The 22,438-nt window shown below is 63.7% G+C and carries 19 protein-coding genes; 11 read left to right on the top strand and 8 right to left on the bottom strand.

Annotated features, from left to right (window positions below):
* Positions 1-26: 26 nt before the first annotated feature.
* From QMX88_RS13070 to QMX88_RS13060, 3 genes are read right to left on the bottom strand one after another with little or no spacing between them, the layout of a single operon-like run.
* Positions 27-821: an ABC transporter permease gene (locus tag QMX88_RS13070; RefSeq protein ID WP_037010374.1), complete on the bottom strand. Its 795-nt coding sequence runs from the start codon at positions 819-821 to the stop codon at positions 27-29.
* A gap of 3 nt (positions 822-824) precedes the next feature.
* A complete protein-coding gene (locus tag QMX88_RS13065; protein WP_282369893.1) occupies positions 825-1,688 on the bottom strand; it encodes an ABC transporter permease in 864 nt (287 codons plus the stop codon).
* A complete protein-coding gene (locus QMX88_RS13060; RefSeq protein WP_282369892.1) occupies positions 1,685-2,713 on the bottom strand; it encodes an ABC transporter ATP-binding protein in 1,029 nt (342 codons plus the stop codon). Before QMX88_RS13060 ends, QMX88_RS13065 begins: the two co-directional genes overlap by 4 nt.
* 246 nt (positions 2,714-2,959) lie before the next feature.
* On the opposite strand from QMX88_RS13060, the gene QMX88_RS13055 reads away from it, so the two are divergent.
* Together QMX88_RS13055 and QMX88_RS13050 are read left to right on the top strand one after the other, a co-directional pair.
* On the top strand, positions 2,960-3,796 hold the full coding sequence (locus QMX88_RS13055; RefSeq protein ID WP_282369890.1) for an IclR family transcriptional regulator: 837 nt from the start codon (positions 2,960-2,962) through the stop codon (positions 3,794-3,796).
* A gap of 265 nt (positions 3,797-4,061) precedes the next feature.
* Complete coding sequence (locus QMX88_RS13050; RefSeq protein WP_282369888.1) at positions 4,062-5,681, top strand: methyl-accepting chemotaxis protein; 1,620 nt, start codon at positions 4,062-4,064, stop codon at positions 5,679-5,681.
* A 316-nt stretch (positions 5,682-5,997) separates the two neighbouring features.
* Here the strand turns inward: QMX88_RS13050 and QMX88_RS13045 are convergent, their stop codons facing one another.
* A complete protein-coding gene (locus QMX88_RS13045; protein WP_282369886.1) occupies positions 5,998-6,936 on the bottom strand; it encodes a class I SAM-dependent methyltransferase in 939 nt (312 codons plus the stop codon).
* 182 nt (positions 6,937-7,118) lie between these two features.
* Between QMX88_RS13045 and QMX88_RS13040 the strand changes: the two genes are divergently transcribed.
* The gene (locus QMX88_RS13040; RefSeq protein WP_282369884.1) at positions 7,119-7,652 is read left to right on the top strand and encodes a GNAT family N-acetyltransferase; all 534 of its coding nucleotides are present in this window, start codon (positions 7,119-7,121) and stop codon (positions 7,650-7,652) included.
* A gap of 9 nt (positions 7,653-7,661) precedes the next feature.
* Here QMX88_RS13040 and QMX88_RS13035 read toward each other — a convergent pair whose 3' ends face one another.
* Entirely contained in the window at positions 7,662-8,906 is a 1,245-nt protein-coding gene (locus QMX88_RS13035; protein WP_282369882.1) for an MFS transporter, read from the bottom strand.
* A gap of 221 nt (positions 8,907-9,127) precedes the next feature.
* Between QMX88_RS13035 and hemB the strand changes: the two genes are divergently transcribed.
* The gene (gene hemB / locus QMX88_RS13030; protein WP_074887680.1) at positions 9,128-10,102 is read left to right on the top strand and encodes a porphobilinogen synthase; all 975 of its coding nucleotides are present in this window, start codon (positions 9,128-9,130) and stop codon (positions 10,100-10,102) included.
* A 250-nt stretch (positions 10,103-10,352) separates the two neighbouring features.
* Here the strand turns inward: hemB and QMX88_RS13025 are convergent, their stop codons facing one another.
* A complete protein-coding gene (locus QMX88_RS13025; protein ID WP_282369876.1) occupies positions 10,353-11,300 on the bottom strand; it encodes a VTT domain-containing protein in 948 nt (315 codons plus the stop codon).
* Between the two features lie 210 nt (positions 11,301-11,510).
* Here QMX88_RS13025 and QMX88_RS13020 point away from each other — a divergent pair, with 210 nt between their 5' ends.
* Entirely contained in the window at positions 11,511-11,996 is a 486-nt protein-coding gene (locus tag QMX88_RS13020; RefSeq protein WP_282369874.1) for a Dps family protein, read from the top strand.
* Between the two features lie 122 nt (positions 11,997-12,118).
* Here the strand turns inward: QMX88_RS13020 and QMX88_RS13015 are convergent, their stop codons facing one another.
* Positions 12,119-13,549, bottom strand: a complete 1,431-nt coding sequence (locus tag QMX88_RS13015; protein WP_192171908.1) for a mechanosensitive ion channel family protein — start codon at positions 13,547-13,549, stop codon at positions 12,119-12,121.
* A gap of 234 nt (positions 13,550-13,783) precedes the next feature.
* On the opposite strand from QMX88_RS13015, the gene QMX88_RS13010 reads away from it, so the two are divergent.
* The 4 genes from QMX88_RS13010 to QMX88_RS12995 all read left to right on the top strand — a co-directional run bounded on the left by QMX88_RS13010 (position 13,784) and on the right by QMX88_RS12995 (position 19,751).
* On the top strand, positions 13,784-14,794 hold the full coding sequence (locus QMX88_RS13010; protein WP_282369871.1) for an MBL fold metallo-hydrolase: 1,011 nt from the start codon (positions 13,784-13,786) through the stop codon (positions 14,792-14,794).
* Positions 14,795-15,095: 301 nt separating this feature from the next.
* Positions 15,096-16,622: an ATP-binding protein gene (locus QMX88_RS13005; protein ID WP_282369869.1), complete on the top strand. Its 1,527-nt coding sequence runs from the start codon at positions 15,096-15,098 to the stop codon at positions 16,620-16,622.
* A gap of 22 nt (positions 16,623-16,644) precedes the next feature.
* Entirely contained in the window at positions 16,645-17,262 is a 618-nt protein-coding gene (locus tag QMX88_RS13000; RefSeq protein ID WP_282369867.1) for a response regulator transcription factor, read from the top strand.
* 203 nt (positions 17,263-17,465) lie between these two features.
* Positions 17,466-19,751 carry an ATP-binding protein gene (locus tag QMX88_RS12995; RefSeq protein ID WP_282369865.1) on the top strand — a complete coding sequence of 762 codons (2,286 nt, stop codon included), beginning with the start codon at positions 17,466-17,468 and terminating at the stop codon, positions 19,749-19,751.
* A 67-nt stretch (positions 19,752-19,818) separates the two neighbouring features.
* Here the strand turns inward: QMX88_RS12995 and QMX88_RS12990 are convergent, their stop codons facing one another.
* Complete coding sequence (locus tag QMX88_RS12990; protein ID WP_282369863.1) at positions 19,819-20,463, bottom strand: phosphohydrolase; 645 nt, start codon at positions 20,461-20,463, stop codon at positions 19,819-19,821.
* A gap of 225 nt (positions 20,464-20,688) precedes the next feature.
* Here QMX88_RS12990 and QMX88_RS12985 point away from each other — a divergent pair, with 225 nt between their 5' ends.
* Both QMX88_RS12985 and QMX88_RS12980 read left to right on the top strand, forming a co-directional pair.
* The gene (locus QMX88_RS12985; protein ID WP_282369861.1) at positions 20,689-21,111 is read left to right on the top strand and encodes a helix-turn-helix domain-containing protein; all 423 of its coding nucleotides are present in this window, start codon (positions 20,689-20,691) and stop codon (positions 21,109-21,111) included.
* 133 nt (positions 21,112-21,244) lie between these two features.
* Positions 21,245-22,165 (top strand): LysR family transcriptional regulator, encoded by a 921-nt coding sequence (locus QMX88_RS12980; RefSeq protein WP_133771037.1) that lies wholly within the window; start codon positions 21,245-21,247, stop codon positions 22,163-22,165.
* Positions 22,166-22,438 lie beyond the last annotated feature (273 nt).

Raw genomic sequence — 22,438 nt, 5'->3', positions numbered from 1 at the left:
ACAGATGTCAAAGGATGAAAGAGTCATCAATGCCTCCCCACCAGCACACGGTCCAGGCCGTACACCCGGTCGAGAATGATCATGGTCGCCGCCGTCAGGGCGATCACCAGCGCGGACACGGCCGCCATCATCGGGTCGATGGATTCGGTGGCGTACACGTACATGCGCACCGGCAGGGTCTGGGTCGACGGCGAGGTGACAAAGATCGACAGCGTGACCTCGTCGAAGCTGTTGATGAACGCCAGCAACCAGCCACCGGCCACGCCCGGCAGGATCATCGGCAGGGTGATCAGGCGAAACAGGGTGAAGCGGCTGGCACCCAGGGATTCAGCGGCCTGCTCGGCGCTGCGGTCCATGCCGATGGAAGCGGCGATGACCAGGCGCAGTACGTAGGGCGTGATCACTACGACGTGGGCGAACATCAGCCAGACAAAACTGCCGTTCACCCCCATCAGCGCGAACAGACGCAGCATCGCCACTCCCAGCACCAGATGGGGAATGATGATCGGCGACAGGAACAGGCCGTTGAGAAAGTCGCGACCCGGAAAGCGATAGCGGGTGATCGCCAATGCCGCCGGCACGGCAATCAATGTCGCCAGGGTGGCCGCGACCACCGCCAGAATCAGGCTGTTGTAGAACGACTGAATGAAGTCGGCGCGCTCGAACACCGCCCTGAACCAGCGCAGGGAAAAACCGTGCCACGGCAGACTGAGGGTGTTTTCCGGGGTGAAGGCCACCAGGCAGACCACCACCAGCGGCGCCAGCATGAACACCACCACCAGGGCATGAAACGACAGGGCCAGAGGACCGTTCTTGGACATCGCTCATTCCCCCAGGGATTTTTTGTAGCGGCCTTCAACCAGCCGGTTCCACGACAGCATGACCAACAGGTTGATCAGCAGCAGCGCCACGGCAATCGCCGCGCCCATGGGCCAGTTGAGTTCCGAGAGGTATTGGTCGTAGACGACCGTGGCGACCATCTTCAGCCGGCGTCCGCCGAGCAGACCCGGGATGGCAAACGAACTGGCGGACAGGCCAAAGACGATCAACGTCCCTGACAGCACGCCCGGCATCACCTGCGGTAGCACCACCATCCTCATCACCTGCGCCTGAGTCGCGCCGAGGGACAGCGCGGCCTGTTCGGCGGAGGCGTCGAGTTTCTGCAGCGAGGTCCATACCGGGATGATCATGAACGGCAGCATCACGTGGACCAGCGCCAGAATCACCGCGAACGGCGTGTACAGCATCTTGATCGGACGCCCGCCGAGGGCCTGAATCGCCTGATTGATCAGACCGTCCGCGCCCAGCAACAGGCTCCATCCAAACGCCCGCACCACCACCGAAATCAGCAGCGGCGTGAGGATCAGGATCAGGAAAATCGAGCGCCACGGGGTGCCCATGCGGCTGAGGATGTAGGCCTCGGGCACGCCGATCACCACGCACAGCAGGGTCACCAGGGCGCTGATCCAGAAGGTGCGCAGGAAGATCTCGTAGAAGTACGAATCGGTGACCAGATTGGCGTACTGGGCCAGGGTCCATTCACCGCCCTTGACCCCGACTTCGTAGTCGAACACGTTGAGCGACAGTACCAGCGTCAAGGCCAATGGCAGCACCAGCAGGCCGAAGAACAGCGCCAGGGCCGGAGCCGACAGCAGATACCCGCGTCCGGTGTCGCGCAGCACACTCATGCCGGCACCTCGTCGACGCTCAACACCCGCAGCAGGTCCGACGGCCAGTCCAGCCCCACCGCGAAGCCTTCGTTCATCGGCGCGTCGCCATCGTTGCGGCGCACCACGGTGATTTCGCCGATGGGCGTTTTGATGCGGTACAGCCACTGGCTGCCGAGGAAGTAGCGCATGACCACGCGACCTTGCAGGCGACCGGTCCCCGCAGGCACCAGATCGATTTTTTCCGGGCGCAGGCTCAACACCAGTTCGCCATCGCCGGGCTGATGACGGACCTGGGCCGCGCCGCTGGCATCGCGATCGCCGCGCAGCAGATTGGCCTTGCCGACGAAGCCGGAGATGAAACGCGTGCGCGGGTGTTCGTAGAGGGTGTAGGGCTCGTCGATCTGGGTGATGCGCCCGGCCTGCATGACCACGACGCGGTCGCTGATGGACAGCGCTTCGGCCTGGTCGTGGGTGACCATCAGGGTGGTGATGCCGACTTCGCGCTGGATGCGGCGGATTTCGAACTGCATCTCTTCGCGCAGATTCGCATCGAGGTTGGACAGCGGTTCGTCCAGCAGCAATACCGGCGGCTCGATCACCAGCGCCCGGGCCAGGGCCACGCGCTGACGCTGCCCGCCGGACAGCTCGCGGGGGTAACGTTCGGCATGGGGCGTGAGGCGCACCAGCTCCAGCACCCGGGAGACGCGGCGCTCGATGTCGGCGGCGGAGACTTTGCGCATCTTCAGACCGAAAGCGACGTTGTCGCGCACGGTCATGTGCGGGAACAGCGCGTAGGACTGGAACACCACACCCAGCCCGCGACTGGCCGGTTTGGCGTGGGTGATGTCGCGGCCGTCCAGCAGGATGCGCCCGGCGCTGACATCAACGAAGCCGGCGATCATTTGCAGGGTGGTGGTTTTGCCGCAGCCGGAGGGGCCGAGCAGGGAGACGAATTCGCCTTGCTCCACCGAAAGGTCAGTGGCCACGACGGCATCGATGGGGCCGTAGCGCTTGCACAGTGCCTGGAGTTGAAGAAAAGCCATGGCTGCGTTCCACCTTTTTTCGTGCGCACCGACGGCGCGCGTTTTTTATGGGCAGATGCGAAGAGAAGTGCTGCGTGTGGCCGTGGACGCTGGCGCTCGATCGGTGTCGGCTGCCGCTGTTATTCAAATCGCCCTGTGGACCGATCCTAGGCCCAAGACTAGGATGCGCTCAACGAGCAATTTCATTGAGTGAGTCGTTTTTTTGAATTCATTCATTCAGCGAAAAGAAATGAGGAGTAGAGCGAAATGAATTCCACTGAGCGGAAGAGCGGTGAGAAAGAAACGGGCGTTGGCGCGGTCTCTCGCCTGTTTGCCGTGCTGCGGGCGCTGGGCAAGTGTCCCGATGGCAGTGAGCGCGTGACGCAACTGGCTCAACAGGTCGGCCTGTCGCAGCCGACCACCCACCGCTTGCTACGCAGCCTGATGGACGAAGGCATGGTCGAGCAGGACCTGCGCAGCAAGCGTTACCGCCTGAGCCTGGAATTCTTCGCCCTGGCCGCGCGCGCCGGGCAGTCCGGCAACCTGCGGGACGTGGTGCGGCCGAGCTTGCTGCGCCTGTCGGCCTCGTTGGGGGACTCGTTGTTTCTGCTCGCCCGCAGTGGTTTCGACGCCGTGTGCCTGGACCGCAGCGAAGGGCCGTACCCGATCCGCACTTTCACCGGCGATATCGGCGGCCGCGTGGCGCTGGGCGTGGGGCAGGGCAGTCTGGCGATCCTGGCGTTTCTGCCGGAAGACGAACGCGAGACCGTGATCCGCTACAACCTGCCGCGCCTGCGGGATTTCCATCTGTACGACGAAGTGATGCTGCGCTCGGAAATCGACACGGTGCGGCGTACCGGCTATGCCGCGCGCAACACCGGTGTGCTGGAGGGCATGGCGGGTCTGGCGGTGCCGATCCTCGACCGTGATGGCCGGGCAGTGGCGGCGTTAAGTGTGGCGACCATCAGCGACCGCCTCAGTGCCGACCGCATGCCCACGGTGGTGGACATGCTCAAGCGCGAGGCCGCGGCGATCAGCCAGAAAATCAACCCCTTCGATCCGGTGCTGCGCAGACCCTCCCAGGTGTTCGGTCAGCGGGAGTGATTGCTGGCCGGTACGCACTCATCTGAATCCCGTTCAGCACGTCTCGACCACCGTTTGACTGGGCTGCAGCCCTTGCCGTTGGCGCTTTTCAGCCGTTGGTCGGATCTGCCCGACCGGCCTTCAAGAAGCCCTGCGCGGGGTCGAATCACTCTGTGCAGGCGCCTCGTTTTCGGATCGGTCCGACGCGATGGCACAGGGATGTGGCAAGCCGCAAAAACTCCGGGTGATCCTCGGAGCAGGTTGTCCTCCCTTTTGAGATCCTCCTATGTCGAAATCCCTGAGATTGCAGATCCTCGCGCTGCTCAGCGGCAGCCTCGTGCTGGTCGTGCTGATTGCCCTCGCGTGTTTCCAGTTCCTGTCCAGCAACGTGCACGCCTATCGCGGTCTGCTTGAAGGGCCGCTGCACGCCTCGCAACTGGTCGATCAGGCCAACCTGCAATTCAAGGTTCAGGTGCAGGAGTGGAAAAACGTATTGCTGCGCGGCAAACAGCCGGCCGATCGCGACAAGTTCTGGGCGCAATTCGAAGACCAGGAACGTCAGGTGCAGGACACCCTCGGCAGGCTGAGTGCAATGGACGGGCTGGATCCGGCCACCAAAACCCAGGTTGATGCGCTGCGCAATGAGCACCGTACCCTTGGTGCGGCCTACCGCAAAGGCCGTGACGCTTACATCGCTGCCGGCGGTGATCCGGTCGCCGGTGATATGGCCGTTAAAGGCGTCGACCGTGCCGCCAGCGAGCAGATGACCGGCCTGGTCACGGGCCTGCGCAAGCAGAGTGACGAGCAGTCGAAAATCCTCAGCAGCACGGCTGACCGGACCATTCTCATCGGCACGCTGGTCATGCTTGCCTCGGCGCTGCTGGTGGGTGTGCTCACCCTGTGGATGGTCAACCGCAATATCGTCGGCCCGATCCGCCTGCTGATCGAATACGTCGCGCAATTGAGTCAGGGCAAGTTCAGCGACCGCGTCAGCATCACCCGTCAGGATGAACTGGGGCGTCTGGCCGTTGCCGCCAACACGCTGCGGGATTTCCTCGCCGACACCTTCACCCGCCTCAAGCGCAGCACCACTGACCTGGACAGTGCCGGCGGCGAGCTGAAAGCGATTGCCGCGCTGATGGCCCAGGGCACCCACGAGCAGTTCGAGCGCACCGACCAGGTGGCGACGGCGATGACCGAAATGTCCGCCACCGCCCAGGAAGTCGCCCGCCACGCGGCCCAGGCAGCCCAGGCCGCTGACGAAGCGGACCGCAGTTCCCAGGAAGGTAGCAAGGTGATGGGCGCGACCATCACCGCCATCACCCAGATGCGCACCGAGATCAGCAACACCGCCAACGTCATTCGTCGTCTGGAAACCGACAGCGGGCGGATCGGCAAGGTGCTGGAAGTGATTCGCGGCATCGCCGAGCAGACCAACCTGCTGGCGCTGAACGCCGCCATCGAAGCGGCCCGCGCCGGCGATGCCGGGCGCGGTTTTGCGGTGGTCGCCGATGAAGTGCGCACGCTGGCCCAGCGCACGGCGGCGTCGACGGCGGAAATCAACCAGATCATCAGCTCGGTGCAGACCGGCGCGGTCGATGCTGCCCAGGCGATTGAAAGCGGGCAGGCACGCAGCCAGGAAAGCGTGGATCAGGTGGCGCTGGCAGGCTCTTCGCTGGAACGTATTACCAGCGCCGTGGAAGCCATCCGCGACATGAACCGCCAGATCGCCACCGCTGCCGAAGAGCAAACGTCCGTGGCCGAAGACATCTCCCGCAACCTGACGGAAATCACCGCCATCGCCACCACCAACCAGGACAACGTCCAGCGCACCCAGACCGCGAGCCAGGATCTGCATGTGTTGTCGGTGGGGTTGAATGACGTGATCTCGCGGTTGAGTGCCTAAGCGTCTGGCCTCACATGATGATCGTTCCCACGCTCCGCGTGGGCATGCAGCCCTGGACGCTCCGCGTCCTTGTGGGACCGGCTTTAGCCGGGAAAGCGTCGGAAGTCACACCGCAGAATTGATGGCGTACAAACGGGCCTCTTCCCGGCTGAAGCCGGTCCCACTGACACAGCGCGATCACTTAGTGGGACCGGCTTTAGCCGGGAAGGCGTCGGAGGTCACACCGCAGAATTGATGGCGTACAAACGGTCCTCTTCCCGGCTAAACCCGGTCCCACTGACACAGCGCGGTCACCTAGTGGGACCGTGCGTTGCGGTTAGCCCTGGCGAAACACCAGCGCTTTCAACCCGCCGCCTTCCTCGGCGTCGGCAAATTCCGGCGGGTTTTCCAGGCGCTGTTCAAAGCGCAACCCGGGCGCTTCGCGGGTCACGCCTTCGATGAGAAAGTCCGCGCCCAGCAACGGATCGTTCATGCACGCCAGCACCGTGCCTTCTGCCGTCAACAGCTCCGGCAGTTTGCGCAGCACCCGCTGATAATCCTTGGTCAGCAGAAAACTGCCTTTCTGAAACGACGGCGGGTCGATGATCACCAGGTCATACGGCCCGGTGCTTTTCACCTTGCCCCAGGATTTGAACAGCTCGTGGCCGAGGAAGGTCACCTTGCTCAGGTCATGGCCGTTCAAGCGATGGTTGTCACGACCGCGACTCAGCGCCGCGCGCGACATGTCCAGATTGACCACAAAGTCCGCGCCGCCCTCGATCGCCGCCACCGAGAACCCGCAGGTGTAGGCAAACAGGTTCAATACCCGCTTGCCCGCCGCATTGGCCCGCACCCAGTCGCGGCCATAGCGCATGTCGAGGAACAGCCCGGTGTTCTGCTTCTTGCCGAAATCCACAAGATAGCGCAGGCCGCCCTCGGTCAGCGTCCATTCCTCCAGCACCTCGCCCAACAACGCTTCGGTGTGGCTGTCCGGCAGATAGCGGTGCTGCAACAACAGCGTATGGGCGCGGGATTGCTGCCACGCCGGTGACTCGATTAGCCTGAACAATCGCTGCTTCAGCGCTTCCAGCTCATCGGCCGCCGGCTCCTTGAACAGCGACACCAGCACCACGCCCTGCATCCAGTCGACGGTCAGTTGTTCCAGCCCCGGCCAGCGTCGGCCACGGCCGTGAAACAGCCGGCGGGTCTCGGCGGGCGCGTCGGCGAGGGCGGTCTGAAGGTGGGAGTCGAGCAGGTCGAGGGCGGCGGCATTCATCGGTGGGCGGCAGGTCGGCAGTGGGAAAGGGCGGCATTCTAGACCAATCGCGGAACCCGCGTTCGTCGCCCCTGCTTCCGCCGCGAAACCCTCGGGCACACGCGGCTAACCGGGTTGCACAGCCCATCGCTTCACGGGCAAGCTCAGCGCTCTCTGCGTTCTGATCCGGAAAAGGAAATGCCATGGCCGACGAACCGATCCTGCGCGACGCCCGCGAGTCCGATATGCCCGCCGTGCAGGCGATCTACGCCCATCATGTGATTCACGGCACCGCCAGCTTCGAGCTGGAACCGCCGACCCTGGAGCAAATGCTGCAGCGCCGGGCCGACATCTGCGCCAACGGTTTGCCCTATCTGGTCGCCGAGCGCGACGGTGAAGTGGTCGGCTACGCCTACTCGACCCCGTACCGGCCGCGCCCGGCCTATCGCTTCACCGTGGAAGATTCGGTCTACGTGCGCGAGGGCATGGTCGGTTTCGGTATTGGTCACGCGTTACTGGCGGCGGTCATTCAGCACTGCACGGCATCCGGCCGCCGGCAGATGGTAGCGATCATTGGCAACAGCGAGAACAGCGCCTCTATCCGGCTCCACGCGCGACTGGGCTTTCGCCAGGTCGGCGTGTTCGAGTCCGTCGGCTTCAAGCACGGCCGCTGGCTGGACACGGTGATCATGCAGCGCGAACTGGGGGAGGGCGCAAGCACGACCCCCGACCGTTAACCCAGCCGATCAGGTGGCCGGCGCGCCCTCGGGTTGATCCTGCGCCACGCGGTCGCCGGTTTCCGGCACCGCCAGCCACAACAGCACAAACGCCACCGCCGCAATGGCCGCCAACGTCAGGAACGCCGCGCTGTAGCCTGCCTCGCGCACGACCAGCCCGGCCAGGCCGTTGCTCAGCGCCGCGCCCAGGCCGAACACCGTCGAGATGGCACCGAGACTGACATTGAAGCGCCCGGTGCCCCGCGTCAGGTCCTTGACCACCAACGGCAACAGCGCGCCAAACGCCCCGGCGCCGATGCCGTCGAGCAATTGCACACCCACCAGCCAGTACGGGTTGTCGGACATGACATACAGCACACCCCGCAGCGGCAGGAAAATGAAACCCGCCAGCAGCAAGGGTTTGCGTCCCCACACGTCGGCTTTGGCGCCGACCAGCCAGGCCACCGGCACCATCACCAGTTGCGCAGCAACGATGCAGGCGGACGTCAGCGGCGTGGCGAGGTTGACGTCGATCTGCGAGAGCTTCTGACTCACCAGCGGCAGCATCGCCGCATTGGCCAGGTGAAACAGCCCGCAGCAGATGGCGAACACCAATAGCGGTCGGTTGTGCAGCAGGACTGCCCACCCGCTGGGCTGGTCCTTACCCTGGTCATGGCTGGGGTCGAAGCCTCGGGCGACGTCGTGATCAATTGCCGAGGCATCGACGAACGCCACCGCGACAATGCTCGCCAGGGCCATGAACGCCATGAGGTAGAACACCGCAATCGGCCCGAACATCCACGAGAAGATGCCGGCCAGCAGGGCTGCGACGGCGTTGCCCGCGTGGTTCCAGGTTTCGTTGCGCCCGGTCCGGCGGGTAAAGGCTTTCGGCCCGGTGATGCCCAGGGAGATGGCCGCGATGGCGGGGGCGAATACGGAGCCGGCAATGGCGCTGATGCTCTGGGTGATCGCCACCCAGGTGAACGAGTGAATGAACGGCAGCACCAGACAGCCGGCCGTCACCAGCAACGCTGCCACGATGACCACCAGCCGCTTGCTGCGGGTGCGGTCAATCAGCGCACCCGCCGGGGTTTGTGTGACCAGCGCGGCGATGCCGGCGAGGGTCATCACCAGCCCGATGCTCGCCGGATCCCACTTGTGGACGGCCAGTAAATAGATCGCGAGATAGGGCCCAAGGCCGTCGCGCACATCCGCCAGAAAGAAGTTAAGACCGTCCAGAGAACGGTTATTGCGCTGATCGGATGGGTTGCTCAAGGTCGGCCTCACTCTGACGGTGCGCAAGCGAAACGGCTGCGGCATTGCTAAATGACCCGGCGCCATTGTTTTGGTTCTGCGCACTGTTGCGGCTAACGTAACGGACTTTCTTGTCAGGGCGTTTGAATCGAAACCGTCCCAGGCATAAGCTTCGCGCCATTGATATCGCCGGACGTGTTGAGTCCGGCGATCTTCCGGATATTCTTGACTCAGGAACCGCCATGTCCAGCCTGTTTCCCGCTGCCCGTCCACGCCGTCTGCGCAGCAACGAACATTTCCGCTCGCTGTTTCAGGAAAGCGAATTCACCCTCAATGATCTGGTGCTGCCGATCTTCGTCGAAGAAGAAATCGACGACTTCGTGCCGATCAACAGCATGCCCGGCGTACAGCGCATTCCCGAGTCCAAGCTGGCGCAGGAGGTTGAGCGTTACGCCCGGGCCGGCATCAAGTCGGTCATGACCTTCGGCGTCTCCCACCACCTGGACGCTACCGGCAGCGACACCTGGCAGGAAAACGGTCTGGTCTCGCGGATCTCTCGGACCATCAAATCTGCCGTGCCGGAAATGATCGTGATGTCCGACACCTGCTTCTGCGAGTACACCGACCACGGCCATTGCGGCGTGATGCACGGCGGCCATGTCGACAACGACGCGACCATTGAAAACCTTGGCAAGCAGGCGGTGATGGCGGCCCGTGCCGGTGCTGACGTGATTGCCCCGTCGGCGGCGATGGACGGCCAGGTGAAGGCGATTCGTGCCGCCCTCGACGCCGCCGGTTTCACCCAGACGCCGATCATGGCCTATTCGACCAAGTTCGCCTCGGCGCTGTACGGTCCGTTCCGCGAAGCCGGTGGCTCGGCGCTCAAGGGCGACCGTAAAACCTACCAGATGAACCCGATGAACCGCCGCGAAGCCCTGCGCGAATCGCTGCTGGACGAGGCCGAAGGCGCCGATGCGCTGATGGTCAAGCCGGCCGGCGCGTACCTGGACATCATCCGCGACATCCGCGAAGCCTCGAACCTGCCGCTGGCGGCGTATCAGGTCAGCGGCGAGTACGCGATGATCAAGTTCGGCGCCCAGGCCGGGGCCATCGACGAACACCGCGTCGTCCGCGAAACCCTCGGCGCGATCAAGCGCGCGGGTGCGGATTTGATCTTCACGTACTTCGCGATGGACCTGGCGCTCAGCGGGATCTGATTCTCACTCACTGGAGAGTGTTTGGAGCGGGGGCAGACCGCGGTTTTGAAACGTGCCGCGGACCCCTGGGAGGGGCCGGGTGTTATGTGGGTCACAGTTCCGGGACAGGCCGCAGATTTTGTGGGAGTGAGCTTGCTCACGAAGAGGCCGGCACATTCAGCAGAGGTCTGTCGCCTGGAGCACCCTTCGCGAGCAAGCTCGCTCCCACATTAACCGCATCCCGGCAGGCACTCCCGGCTGAATCCCACACTCACGCCGCCGTTCTGTCCGACACCTCAGGCTGCACATGCGCCGCCTGCCAGGCATCCAGCCCTCCTATCAGCGCCTTGCCCCGGGTCAGGCCGTGGGCGTGGAGCTTTTCCGCCAGCAATGCCGCCGACAGCTCATTCGGGCAGGCGCAATAGAACACCATGTCGACATCCCCCAGGCGCTCGATCCACGGGGCTATCGGCTCCTCGAGACTGATCGACACCGCCCCCGGAATGCCTTCGATAACGGCCGCATGGAAACTTGGTCGCACGTCGATGACCACTGGCGCATCGTCGGTGTCGCGCAGGGCCAGCAGTTCGGGAACGGTGATGCGCGGCACTCGCGCCGTGCGCGTTTTGAGCCGGCGCCGCTTGAAGTACTTCCAGCCAATGAACAGCCCCAGCACCGCCAGCACGCTGACGATAGCGATCGGTATGTAACCGCTCAACCAGTCGAGCATGGGGATCAGCGCGTCACTGAAGAGCATGCCCAGCAGCAGCGCCGAGCCCGCCCAGATAAACGAACCGGCCAGGGAATAGCGCACGAACACCCAGACCGGCGTGGCATTCATGCCGGCCACGGTGGTGACCAGCGCACCGGCGCCGGGGAGAAATTTGGACAGCAGCATCGCCTGCGGACCGACGCGCTCATAAACGGTCAACCCCTGACGAACGCAGGAGTCCTGAGAGAGAGAAATCTTGCAGATGGTTTTCAGCAGCACGCCGCCATAACGCTTGCCGGCCCAGTACCACAGCCCATCGGCAATCAGGCAGGCGACCATCGCCACCAGCACCCCGGCGCCCAGCAGTGGCTTGCTCTGCATGGCCAGCGCCCCGGTGACGATCAGCGTCGGGTACGCCGGCACCGGCAAGCCGATCTGCTCCAGCAGCACGTTGACGAACACCAGCAACAGCCCGTGGCTTTCATTCAGCTGCTGCAATTCGTTCATGGCGTTGCCTGTTCGGAAGGTTCAGGGAGCGAAAAAGGGCAGGCCGTAACGTCGCCTGAACCGCCCGTTTGTGTCAACGCTGAATGTCTTGGGCCGAGGACGTTTCATAGGCCGCGTCGATGGCCGCGATTGCCATGGCTGATTTCCGTCCCTCGGTCGTCGCCACTAGAATCGACCCCTCAGCAATCAACAGACCTTAGGGAGCAATTCATGGCTATTGAAATCGGAATCAACGAGCAGGACCGTGCAGAGATCGTTGAAGGACTGTCGCGACTGCTTTCCGATACCTACGTGCTGTACCTGAAAACCCACAACTTTCACTGGAACGTCACCGGCCCGATGTTCCGCACGCTGCACCTGCTGTTCGAAGAGCAATACACCGAACTGGCGACGGCGGTGGACTCCATTGCCGAGCGCATCCGCGCCCTGGGCTTCCCGGCGCCGGGCACCTATTCCACCTATGCGCGGTTGTCGTCGATCAAGGAAGAGCCGGGCGTGCCTGCTGCGACCGACATGATCCAGCAACTGGTCGAAGGGCAGGAGGCAGTGGTACGCACTGCCCGCGAACTCTTCCCGCTGCTGGAGAAAGTCAGCGACGAGCCCACCGCCGACCTGCTGACCCAGCGCATGCAAGTCCACGAAAAAGCCGCCTGGATGCTGCGCTCGCTGCTAGAAGGTGACGGGTTCGTTGCCTGAAAGCCAATTCGATGTAGGACCGGCTTCAGCCGGGAAGGCGTCAGGCGTAACACCGAAAATCTTATGGTGTACATACTGGCCTCTTCCCGGCTAAAGCCGGTCCCACTGAATTCGCCGTTCACCTAGCGCTTCTGCAACCACCCCAGAAAATTATTCTTCTTGATCACCACCGGCTTACGCATCAGCACATGCTGGGTCCCTTGCTGGCGCACTGCTTGCAGCTTGTTCAACGCCGTCACAATTTCAACCCGCTGTTCCATAGCCTGCCGCGTGGCGGCTTTGTCGATGCGGTAAACCACGCAGGAGGTGAGGGCGGTGAAGCGCGCTTGCGAAGGCGTATCGGCCAGCACACTCTGCTCACCCATCACTTCGCCCGGGCCCATGCGCCCGGCTTCCACCATCTCGTTGCCGTCCTTGACGCTCGCCGACACCACGCCCGTGGCAATCACCAGCAAGCCATCGGTGACCTCATCGACCTCGATAATCGTCTGCCCGGCCGTGTACTCGCGCGCGACCATGCTCTGGGCCAGCTGATTTTTCTCCTCGGCAGTGCTGGTGCGGAACACCTTGACCTCGTCCAGCAAGGCGCGCGGCCGGGACATCGCTTCGGCGGTGGTTTCCGATTGCCAGGCGATACCCGCGGCTTCCAGATGCCGATAGGCCAGATCGAACAGCAGATTGCGCACGTCGCTCTTGTTGTTCAGGTCGCTGATGAAACCGGTGATCACGTATTCGATGGTGGTCGGGCTGGTTTCCTTGACCACCGCGCGAGGCTTGGGCGTCTGCAGCAACGCACTGCAACCCTGCAGCGCGCGCTCCAGGGCATCGAGCACCCGGCGCGGGCGAATGTGCGGCGACATCATGATGTTGATCGACACGCCATGAATATGGACCGGTCGGCTCAAATTGACGATCTTGGCCTTGGCCGCCACGGAGTTGGGGATGACCACCATGGTGCCGACGCCCGTCAGCAGGTGCGTGGCGCGCCAGTCGATGTCCATGACTTTGCCTTCCATGCCGTCGATGGAGATCGAATCGTCGACCTGATACGGCTTGGTGGTGTTGAGGATGATCCCGGAGAACACGTCGCTCAGCGTGCTCTGCAGGGCCAGGCCGACGATGATCGCCATCGCGCCGGACGTCGCCAGCAAGCCCTTGACCGGCAGCTGCAGCACATAACCCGCCGCCGCCACGATGGCGATGAGGAAAATCACCGCACCGATGACCTCCTGCAACAGCCGACCGCTGTGGCCGACGCGACTGGTCAGCGCCAACCCGAGGACCACGGTGAGGGTGCGTGCGGCGTACAGCCACCAGACGATCGCCAGCGCGGTGGCGCCGAATTGCAGGGCGCTGTCGTCAGGCCAGGCCGGCGCTTCCAGCGGGCTCACGCCGGCATTGATGATCACCAGGCTGTAGGCGACGAATGCCGCCAGCCGCGTGGCGATGCGTGCCAGCCGGTTGCGGTCGGCCAGCAAGTGCCAGGCCAGCACGTCGGCGAGCAGCAGGAGCAGGCTCCACGCCAGCGAGTAATGGGGAACGACGGTCGACATGGAAGATATCCGCAGGAAAAGTGCAGGGCTGAAGTGCAGGGGCCAAGTGCAGGGCAGGACCGACCCGCGCGAAGGCGCGCGCACAATGTAGGCACCGCTCTGATCGATGTCTATAACCGATGGGGCCTGGTGATCCTGCCAAAAACACATGGCTTCCAGCACATTGCTTCAAGACCCTTGCCCCTGAGCCGCGCAGTATCGGACGTCTCACGTTCTCCGATTCAAGGCATCCCCATGCGCGCATCCGTTCTTCCAATCGCCCGTTCCGTCGCTCTGGCGGGCTCCGTCGCTCTCGCAGCCGCTTTGTGCTCCGGCGTCACGCTGGCTCAGGCGCCCGCCCAGCAGAAGACCCAGGTGCCCGGTTATTTCCGGCTGGCCGTCGGCGATTACGAAGTTACGGCGCTGTTCGACGGCTACAACGACCTGTCGCCCAAGCTGCTCAAAGGCATGAAGCCCGACGCCATCCGCGCCTTGCTGGCCCGTCGCGCCATCGAAACACCGGGCATGCAGACAGCGTTCAACGCCTTCCTGGTCAACACCGGCGAGCACCTGATCCTCGTCGACACCGGCGCCGGCCAGTGCATCGGCGAGACGGCCGGCATGCTCTCGGAGAACATCAAGGCCGCCGGGTATCAGCCGGATCAGGTCGACACCATTCTCCTGACCCACATGCACCTGGATCACGTCTGCGGCCTGGTCGACGCCGACAAGAAACCGGTGTTTGCCAACGCGACCGTCTATGCCGCCAAGCCCGAAGCGGATTACTGGCTCGACCCGACCGCCATTGGCCGCGTGCCGGAACAGGCCAAGGCCTACTTCAAGATCGCCCAGGATTCCACCGCACCCTACGTCGCCGCTGGCCGGTTCAAGACCTTCACTCCAGGCCAGTCGCTGGTGCCGGAAGTCAGCACGGCGCTGGAAGCGGGGCATACGCCAGGCAGCACCACGTATCAGTTCAGCTCCAAAGGCCAGACCATCCTGTTCATCGGTGACCTGATCCACAGCCTCGCCGTGCAGTTCGATCACCCGGACGTCAGCATCGCCTTCGACGAGAACAGCCAGAAAGCCATCATCAGCCGCGATCAGGTGTTCACTCAAGCGGCCAGCAAGAAGATCTGGGTCGCCGCCGCACACCTGCCATTCCCCGGCACCGGCCACATCGTCGCCATCGACAAACACTTCCAGTGGGTGCCGGTCGAGTACGGCCCGTATCAACGCGCGGCCCATGTGCCGTTGCTGGAATAGCTCGAGGATCCAATAAAAACGCCCCGGTCTAAAAGCCGGGGCGTTTTTTATTGCGCGTTTTACTCGAGGCCAGGCATCGGCCACTGCGCGCAACCCTCCTGTTCAGTCATCACCGCTTGCAGCTTGCCGCCTAACCCCTCGGTCACTATCCCTACAGCTAATATCGGTGTCTGGTTTTAACTGGTTAGATGAGCGCTTGTTAAAAATGGATAGCTGCGCTGAACGTCTCCGGGATTCAAGCCCGCCCGGACGATGGTCAGCGAATCAGGGCCTGCGACTCCACTCCCAAGGACAGCATGAAATGATAAGTCTCGGTCAGACGATGATTTCCCGCGAGCACAGAGACGTGTTCAAGGACGGCGTCGCCATGCGCATTGGCACCCGCGCCTTCGACATACTCGACCTGTTGCTGCGTCATCAAGGTCAGTTGGTCAGCAAGGAACTGATCCTTCAGAGTGTCTGGCCAGACACCGTGGTTGAAGAGAACAACCTGCAAGTGCATATCTCCGCGTTGCGCAAGGCGCTGGGCACCGACCGCGAGCAGATCCGCACCGTGCCCGGCCGCGGTTACGTGCTGCTGGGCGGGGATGGCGCACAGACCGACACCCGCACCTCGGTCGTGCTTCAGGGCGTCAGCTGTCATCACCCACTGCCCGCCCGCGTCGCCTTGCTCGGGCGTCAGGCATTGCTGGATGAAGTGAGCAACACACTGGCGGAAGGCTGCGCGCTGGTCACGCTGATCGGCCCGGGCGGCGTCGGCAAGACCGCGCTGGCCGCCGAGTTGGGTCAGACGCTGCTGGAAGCCGGCACCACCCCCGTGTACTTCGTGCCGCTGGCGCAACTGCAATGCGCCGAACTGCTGCTGGAAGCGTTTTCCAGCGCGGTCGGCGTGGACTGCAGCGGCGGCGACCCGGATTTGCAAGGGCTGATCCGCTATCTGCAGCAACAGCCGGGCCTGATCATTCTGGACAACTGCGAGCATCTGGTCGAAAGCGTCGCCAGCCTGCTGGAAGTCATCCTGCGTGGCGCGCCGGCGGTCCGCGCGATTGCCACCAGCCGCGAGCCGTTGCGCATTGCCGGAGAGCGCAGCCTGCAAGTGCCGCCCCTCGATATTCCAGACCTGAACGCCTCCCCGGACACCATTCTGCGCAGTGCGTCGGCGCAGTTGTTCCTGCGGCAATGGCGTGCGCTGGACAGCCATCTGGCGGCTGACGGCAACGCCGAGCTGGACGACTACAGCGTCGAGCTGGTGGGGGAAATCTGCCGTCGCCTCGACGGTATGCCGCTGGCACTGGAAATGGCCGCCGCCCGGGCCTGCGCGCTGGGGCTGTATCAACTGGTGGCGAGCCTGGACGGCAGCCTGCACCTGCTCTCGGCGTCGTTGCGCACTGCGCCGCCGCGTCAGCAAACGCTGCAGGCTTCCCTGGCCTGGAGCCTGCGTTTGCTCGGTCGCGAAGAGCGCACCGTGCTGCGGCGGCTGGCCGAGCTGGACGGTCGCTTCACCCTGGAACGTGCCTGCGATGCCTTGCAGCGCACCCGCTTGCCGCGCGCCTGCGTCATGGACTGCATCGTGCGGCTGGCGACCAAGTCGTTGCTGATGGTCAGCGCCCAGGGGCCATTCCGTTTCTACCGGATGCTCGGCACCACCCGCGCCTGCCTGCTGACGGCCAGCGCTCAGGACACCGTGACGCCGGAGCTGAGCGTGCCGCGCGTACAGGATTGCGACGCACCTTCGGCGCTGGCGACCTTGCAAAGCATCAGAGCTGTGCCGGCCGGGCCCGACGGGTATCATGCGCGGCATCAGAGAGCACTGGCCGTTGGCAGTTGATGCAACCCTTTATGAGCCCGTCATGACTGTGAATCCCAAGGTCTATGTGGTGGACGATGACGCCGCCATCCGCACCTCTTTGCAGCGACTGTTGCATTCGGCGGACATCGTCTGCGAGGTGTTCGACAGCGCTCAGGCGTTTCTCGCCCAGCCCCTGAGCCAAGGCCCCCTCTGCCTGCTGCTGGACGTCAATCTGGCCCAGGGCACCGGCTTCGATCTGCAGCAGACCTTGCTGGATCGTGGCCAGACCTTTCCGATCATTTTCATGACCGGCTACGGCACCATCGCCATGTCCGTGCGCGCCATCAAGGCCGGCGCCCGCGAGTTCCTGACTAAACCCTTCGAGCCGGAGCAATTGCTGGATCTGGTGCGCGAAGCACTGACCAGCGACGCGACGAGCCTGGACGAGCGCTGCCTGACCGCAGGCGTCAAAGCGCGTTTCGCCAGCCTCACCCCGAGGGAACGGCAGGTCATGGCGCTGCTGATCACCGGCAAGATGAATAAACAGATTGCAGTGGAACTGGGCACCAGCGAAGTCACCGCCAAGGTCCACAAAAGGCACGTTTTGACCAAAATGAATGCGCGAAATGTGATCGAGCTGCTGAAGATGAGTGACCGGCTGGGCTGTCACGTGAACTGACCCCGGCGCATATGCGTTGTTTTTGTAGGACTGGCTTTAGCCGGGAAGAGGCCGGATTGAGCAACCTTTGACTGGCGGTGTGACGTCCGGCGCCTTCCCGGCTGAAGCCGGTCCTACAGGGATCTGCGTTGTATTTGTAGGACCGGCTTCAGCCGGGAATGGCCGGGACGGTGCCAGCAGCGGGATTCCAATAAAGGGGCTTCATGAGCACCATTTTCAACGGGCCTTACACAGCGATCTCCAGCGCCGGGGCATTCGGGCCTCAGTGGCTGGAGCAGCTCGTCTGGCAGTTGCTGTTTGTCGATGGAGAACTCGCCCATTACCGGGTCACACTGCCGCAGGAAGATCGCCACTGGCGCATCGTCCGTCCCGCACCCGGCGCCGCGATTGCCGCGGTCCGCCGTCTGGAACACGAATTTTCACTGGCCCCCCGGCTGATGCCGCAATGGGCCGTGCAGCCGGTGGCGTTGCTGTCGGGGCCGGACGGCACGCTGCTGGTGCTGGAGGATGCCAGCGGCGTGTCGTTGCATGATCAACCCGACGCGCCGCTGTCCATCGAGGGCTTTTTGCAGCGGGCCATTGCTGCCGCTGCCGCCGTAACGGGCGCTCACCAGGCAGGCCTGCTGCACCGCGATATCAAACCGTGCAACCTGATCGAAAGTGCCGAAGGTGAGGTGCGGCTCAGCGGTTTCGGCTTGAGTGTGGATGTGCAGTCGGCGCCGCAACTGCCGATGTCCGACACGCTTTGCGGCTCGCTCGGCTACATGGCCCCCGAACAGTCGCGCCGGGTGCAGCGTCAGGCCGACCCACGCAGCGACCTCTATTCGCTGGGCATGACGTTTTATGAATGGCTGGCCGGGCGATTGCCGTTCGAGGCCGCCGATGCAGTGGAGTGGGTGTATTGCCATGTCGCGCGCATCCCGCCGCCGCTGAGCCAGCACCGTGGCGACATCCCCGGGCCGCTGGCCGATCTTGTGCATCGGTTGATCGCTAAAAACCCGGATGACCGTTATCAAAGTGCCGCCGCGCTGCATCAGGCGCTAAGCGAGATGCACCAGCAGTGGCAGCAATTCCGGGACATTCCGGATCTGCAATCCGACCTGCCAGACGGACGACGTGGCGCGTTTGCCATCCCGCGCGGTCCGGGTCCGAACCTTGCGCCGGGGCTGGAGAACGTGTCGTCCCCGCGCACATCGATCACCCTGGCCGGACGCGATGCCCTCGACCTGTCCTCCGTCATGAAATCCGCCCACGCCCTGCGCGACGAAAGCGAGCAGGACCGGCTGATCGAGACCCTGCTGCGCAACACCATCGTTCACGCCGGTGCACAACGGGCGTTGCTGTTGCTGGTGAAAGACGAGGCACCGGTGATTTGCGCAACCGGCCAGAGCGGCAACGACGGCTTGCGCATCGAGCTGACGGACACGGTCCCCGACAAACACCACCTGCCGCTGTCGATCCTGTATCGGGTGATGCGCACCCGCCAGCGCCTGGTGCTGGACGACGTCTGCGCCGATGCCTATTTCAGTGCCGACGAATACCTGCGTCAGCATCCGGTGCGCTCGGCGTTGTGCGTGCCGCTGGTCAAACAGGGCGGGATCCTCGGCGTGCTGTACCTGGAAAACAACCTCGCGCCGGGCGTGTTCACGGCCTGTCGCACCGAAGTGCTAGAGCTGCTCGCCAGCCAGGCGGCGATCTCCCTGGAAACCGCGCGCCTGCTCCAGGCCCTGGAGCAGGAAAACGCGCGGCGTCGGGATGTGGAAATCGCCCTGCGCGGCGCCCGGGCCAGTCTGGCCAGCGTGGCCCACGCCACGGTGATGGGTGAACTGGCGGCGTCCATTGCCCACGAAATCAACCAGCCGCTGGCGTCGATGGTGTCCAACGCTGCCGCCGGGATCCGTTGGCTCAATCGCGAAAACCCGCAGGTGGACGAAGCCTTGTCGGGCCTGCGAGACATCGTGGCCGAAGGACGGCGCGCCGGGGAAATCGTCAACGCGCTGCAGAGCCTGGCGCGGCAGGGGCCCCATCACCGGCGCAAGCTGCTGGTCAACGACGTGATTCGTCATGTGGTGGCGGTGACCGGCATCGAGGTCGAGCAACAGCGGGTCTTGATGACAACCCACCTGACCTGTTCACCGTTGCGGGTCTGCGCCTCGAGTGTGCAATTGCAGCAAGTGGTGCTGAACCTGATCCTCAACGCGCTGGACGCCATGAGCGCGGGGGATCACGTGCTGCGGCGGCTGTCGATCACCAGCGAAGTGGTGGGTCGCGATTATGTGGTGGTCAGCGTTGAAGACAGCGGGCGCGGGATCGACCCGCTGGACCTGGATCAGCTGTTCAACGCGTTTTTCACCACCAAGGACAAAGGCATGGGCATGGGGCTGGCGATCTGTCAGTCGATCATCAGTGCCCACGGCGGCAACCTCTACGCCATGCCGGCGCGCTACGGCGGTGCGACCTTCGTGTTTACCTTGCCCATCGCCGCGTAACGCCGACGGCTCATCGAGATGCACCCAGTCAATCGCACGGCTCAATCTTAAGGCCCAATCTCACCGCTCAGTACGGCCACGTCGAGGCCAGCAGTCGTTCGCAGAAGCCGCCCGCGTTCAGGCGATGGGCATGAAACGCCAGCACCTCGGCGTTGGTCGTGCCCAGGGTCGTCTGCGGGCGATGCACCTGACCCAATGCCATCACATGCAGAAACTTGAATTTGAACCCCGGTTCGCGGGGGTACGCGCTCAACACCCGTGCCTGTGCGGCAGGGCTGAAGCACCGGCAATGGGCGCCGGTCAGGTCGGTTTCGACGCCGGCGCAGAGCAGGGCGGTCAACGGCGGCTTGTGCTGCGGGATGCCCGTCGTGGTATGCAGCGCGATAGCGTCCCAGACCTGGGCGATGTCATCCCACGAGCGCCCGTGCCCGCGCAGGAACTGGGCGGCGGCATTGGCGCTGTCGACCTCGAACCGTAGTTGCGACCGGGCGTACAGCCGGGTAATGCCGATGCGTAAAAACAGGGCGGCGGTGTACAGCAGATCGGCATCGACACGCAGCCCGCGACTGTGCCCCAGCAGGCTGGCAAAGACGAACGTGCGCCAGGCCGCGTTCAGCAGCAGATCTGACTGATGATCGCGCATCAGGTCGGTCGCCGCGCGGGCCATCGCGCCGTCGGGAATCACAATGCCAGCCACGTATCGGGTGGTCACATGCCGTCCCTCGCAGCGAACCGAACCGTTGGAGTGAGCAGGGTAGTGTGCAGGCCAAATGCCGTCCTTGGTGCGGTCTTAAATGTTCTGAAGCGTGGCTCGGCGCACCGCAGCGATGCACGTCGTCGTACGACTTTTCAGAACGTTTAATACCCCGAGAAGGACTTTAAGAACGCCGCTGTAGACACTTCACTCACCGCCAACTGTGAAGCTGGAGTGCCTGGCATGACTGCATTCAACCCCTCGCTGAACCCTGAATCCGTTCTCGAACGCGTCGCCCTGTCGCCGTGGCAGGAGCGCCGGGCCAAGGACTTGATGTCCAGCCAGATGGACAAGGGCCTGTCCATTGCCCGCATTGCCACCGAGTGCTCGCTGTCACGCAGTCATTTCTCCCGCGCATTCAAGAAGAACACCGGTCTCTCGCCCCGCGACTGGTTTTTGCAGATGCGCCTGGACAAGGCCCGGGCCTTGCTTGGCGAATCAGTGCTGACCATCTCGCAGATCAGCCTGGATTGCGGTTTCGCCGATCAGTCCCATTTCACCCGGGTGTTCACCCGCGTGGTGGGGCTGACCCCGTTCAGCTGGCGTCGCACCATGACCCTGTTGCCCGCCAAGGGGAGCGTGGCGCAGAGCGTGCATGCCTGTTGAGGACGGCTATCCTTCCATCTGCATTGGGCGGGTGGCAGCACCGATGTTCAAGACACCCCCTCGGCGCCTGTGTATACCTGCGCCGGTCTGGCATCGTCAGGCCTCCCGAAAACGCCTACTCCGGAATCGCTGAATGAACCGCAACGACCTGCGCCGCGTCGACATGAACCTGCTGGTGATCTTCGAAGCGCTGATGTTCGAGCGCAACCTGACGCGGGTGGCGGAGAAGCTGTTCATGGGCCAACCGGCGATCAGCGCGGCACTGGCGCGGCTGCGCGACCTGTTCGACGACCCTCTGCTGCTGCGCAACGGTCGCGCCATGGAGCCGACCGCCCGGGCGCTGGCGATTCTCAAAGAACTGCAGCCAGCGCTGGACACCATTTCCGGGGCGGTGAGTCGGGCCAAGGAGTTCGATCCGGCGACCAGCTGCGACATCTTCCGCATCGGCTTGTCGGACGACGCCGAATTCGGCCTGTTCCCGCCCCTGCTCAACCGTCTGCGTGAAGAAGCGCCGGGCATTATTGTCGTTGTGCGTCGCGCCAATTTCCTGCTGATGCCGGCGCTGCTGGCGTCGGGGGAGATTTCCGTGGGCATCAGCTACACCACGGAGCTGCCGGCCAACGCCAAGCGCAAAAAGCTGCGGGACATCGGCGTCAAGGTCCTGCGCGGCGACAAACGCCCCGAGCCGTTGACGCTGGACGAGTTCTGCCAGCGGCCGCACACCATGGTGTCGTTCTCTGGCGATCTGAGCGGCAACATCGATATCGACCTGGCGAAAGTCGGGCGGGCGAGGAGGGTGGTGGTGGCGGTGCCGCAGTTCAGCGGTTTGCGGGCGCTGCTCGCCGGCACCGAGTTGATCGCGACCGTCCCCGATTACGCGGCCTGCGCGTTGATCGAAGGCTGCGCGTTGCGGGCGGAGGATCCGCCATTCCCGATCGCGCCGGCGGAGTTGTCGATGGTCTGGGCGGGTGTTCACGATAACGATCCGGCTGAGCGGTGGTTGCGTTCGCGGATTACCGAGTTCATGTCTCAGGAGACGCGGCCTTTGCCGTGAGGCGAGATCTTTAAGATCAAGATCAAGATCCTTAAGATCAAGGGCGTCTGCCTGGGGGCAGACTGTTTCGCCTTCGGCGAGTTACTTGATAAAGCCCCAAGTAACCAAGGGCTTGTGCTCCTGGTTGGGCCCTTCCTTCGTCAGGGTTCCTTCACTCCGGTCCCGCTCCGTGGGCCCGCGCCGAACGGGCATCCATGCCCTGACGGCGCTCTCGCCGCATCCATGCGGCTCGGCCCACTGCGCGAGACCTGCGTTCAGCCTGCACCCAGGTCG

It is taken from the genome of Pseudomonas sp. PS02290, assembly GCF_029960075.1.
Taxonomy (GTDB): Bacteria; Pseudomonadota; Gammaproteobacteria; order Pseudomonadales; family Pseudomonadaceae; genus Aquipseudomonas.
Note: the sequence above shows the minus strand (reverse complement) of the source record. Positions and strands in the feature narration are given on the sequence as shown.

Coding starts and splice junctions, on each gene's coding strand:
- QMX88_RS12980 (WP_133771037.1), top strand. CDS start 21,245: ATGAACCGCAACGACCTGCGCCGCGTCGACATGAACCTGCTGGTGATC.
- QMX88_RS13045 (WP_282369886.1), bottom strand. CDS start 6,936: ATGAATGCCGCCGCCCTCGACCTGCTCGACTCCCACCTTCAGACCGCC.
- QMX88_RS13000 (WP_282369867.1), top strand. CDS start 16,645: ATGACTGTGAATCCCAAGGTCTATGTGGTGGACGATGACGCCGCCATC.
- QMX88_RS13055 (WP_282369890.1), top strand. CDS start 2,960: ATGAATTCCACTGAGCGGAAGAGCGGTGAGAAAGAAACGGGCGTTGGC.
- QMX88_RS13015 (WP_192171908.1), bottom strand. CDS start 13,549: ATGTCGACCGTCGTTCCCCATTACTCGCTGGCGTGGAGCCTGCTCCTG.
- QMX88_RS12995 (WP_282369865.1), top strand. CDS start 17,466: ATGAGCACCATTTTCAACGGGCCTTACACAGCGATCTCCAGCGCCGGG.
- QMX88_RS13025 (WP_282369876.1), bottom strand. CDS start 11,300: ATGAACGAATTGCAGCAGCTGAATGAAAGCCACGGGCTGTTGCTGGTG.
- QMX88_RS13060 (WP_282369892.1), bottom strand. CDS start 2,713: ATGGCTTTTCTTCAACTCCAGGCACTGTGCAAGCGCTACGGCCCCATC.
- hemB (WP_074887680.1), top strand. CDS start 9,128: ATGTCCAGCCTGTTTCCCGCTGCCCGTCCACGCCGTCTGCGCAGCAAC.
- QMX88_RS13020 (WP_282369874.1), top strand. CDS start 11,511: ATGGCTATTGAAATCGGAATCAACGAGCAGGACCGTGCAGAGATCGTT.
- QMX88_RS12985 (WP_282369861.1), top strand. CDS start 20,689: ATGACTGCATTCAACCCCTCGCTGAACCCTGAATCCGTTCTCGAACGC.
- QMX88_RS13070 (WP_037010374.1), bottom strand. CDS start 821: ATGTCCAAGAACGGTCCTCTGGCCCTGTCGTTTCATGCCCTGGTGGTG.
- QMX88_RS13005 (WP_282369869.1), top strand. CDS start 15,096: ATGATAAGTCTCGGTCAGACGATGATTTCCCGCGAGCACAGAGACGTG.
- QMX88_RS13050 (WP_282369888.1), top strand. CDS start 4,062: ATGTCGAAATCCCTGAGATTGCAGATCCTCGCGCTGCTCAGCGGCAGC.
- QMX88_RS13010 (WP_282369871.1), top strand. CDS start 13,784: ATGCGCGCATCCGTTCTTCCAATCGCCCGTTCCGTCGCTCTGGCGGGC.
- QMX88_RS13040 (WP_282369884.1), top strand. CDS start 7,119: ATGGCCGACGAACCGATCCTGCGCGACGCCCGCGAGTCCGATATGCCC.
- QMX88_RS13065 (WP_282369893.1), bottom strand. CDS start 1,688: ATGAGTGTGCTGCGCGACACCGGACGCGGGTATCTGCTGTCGGCTCCG.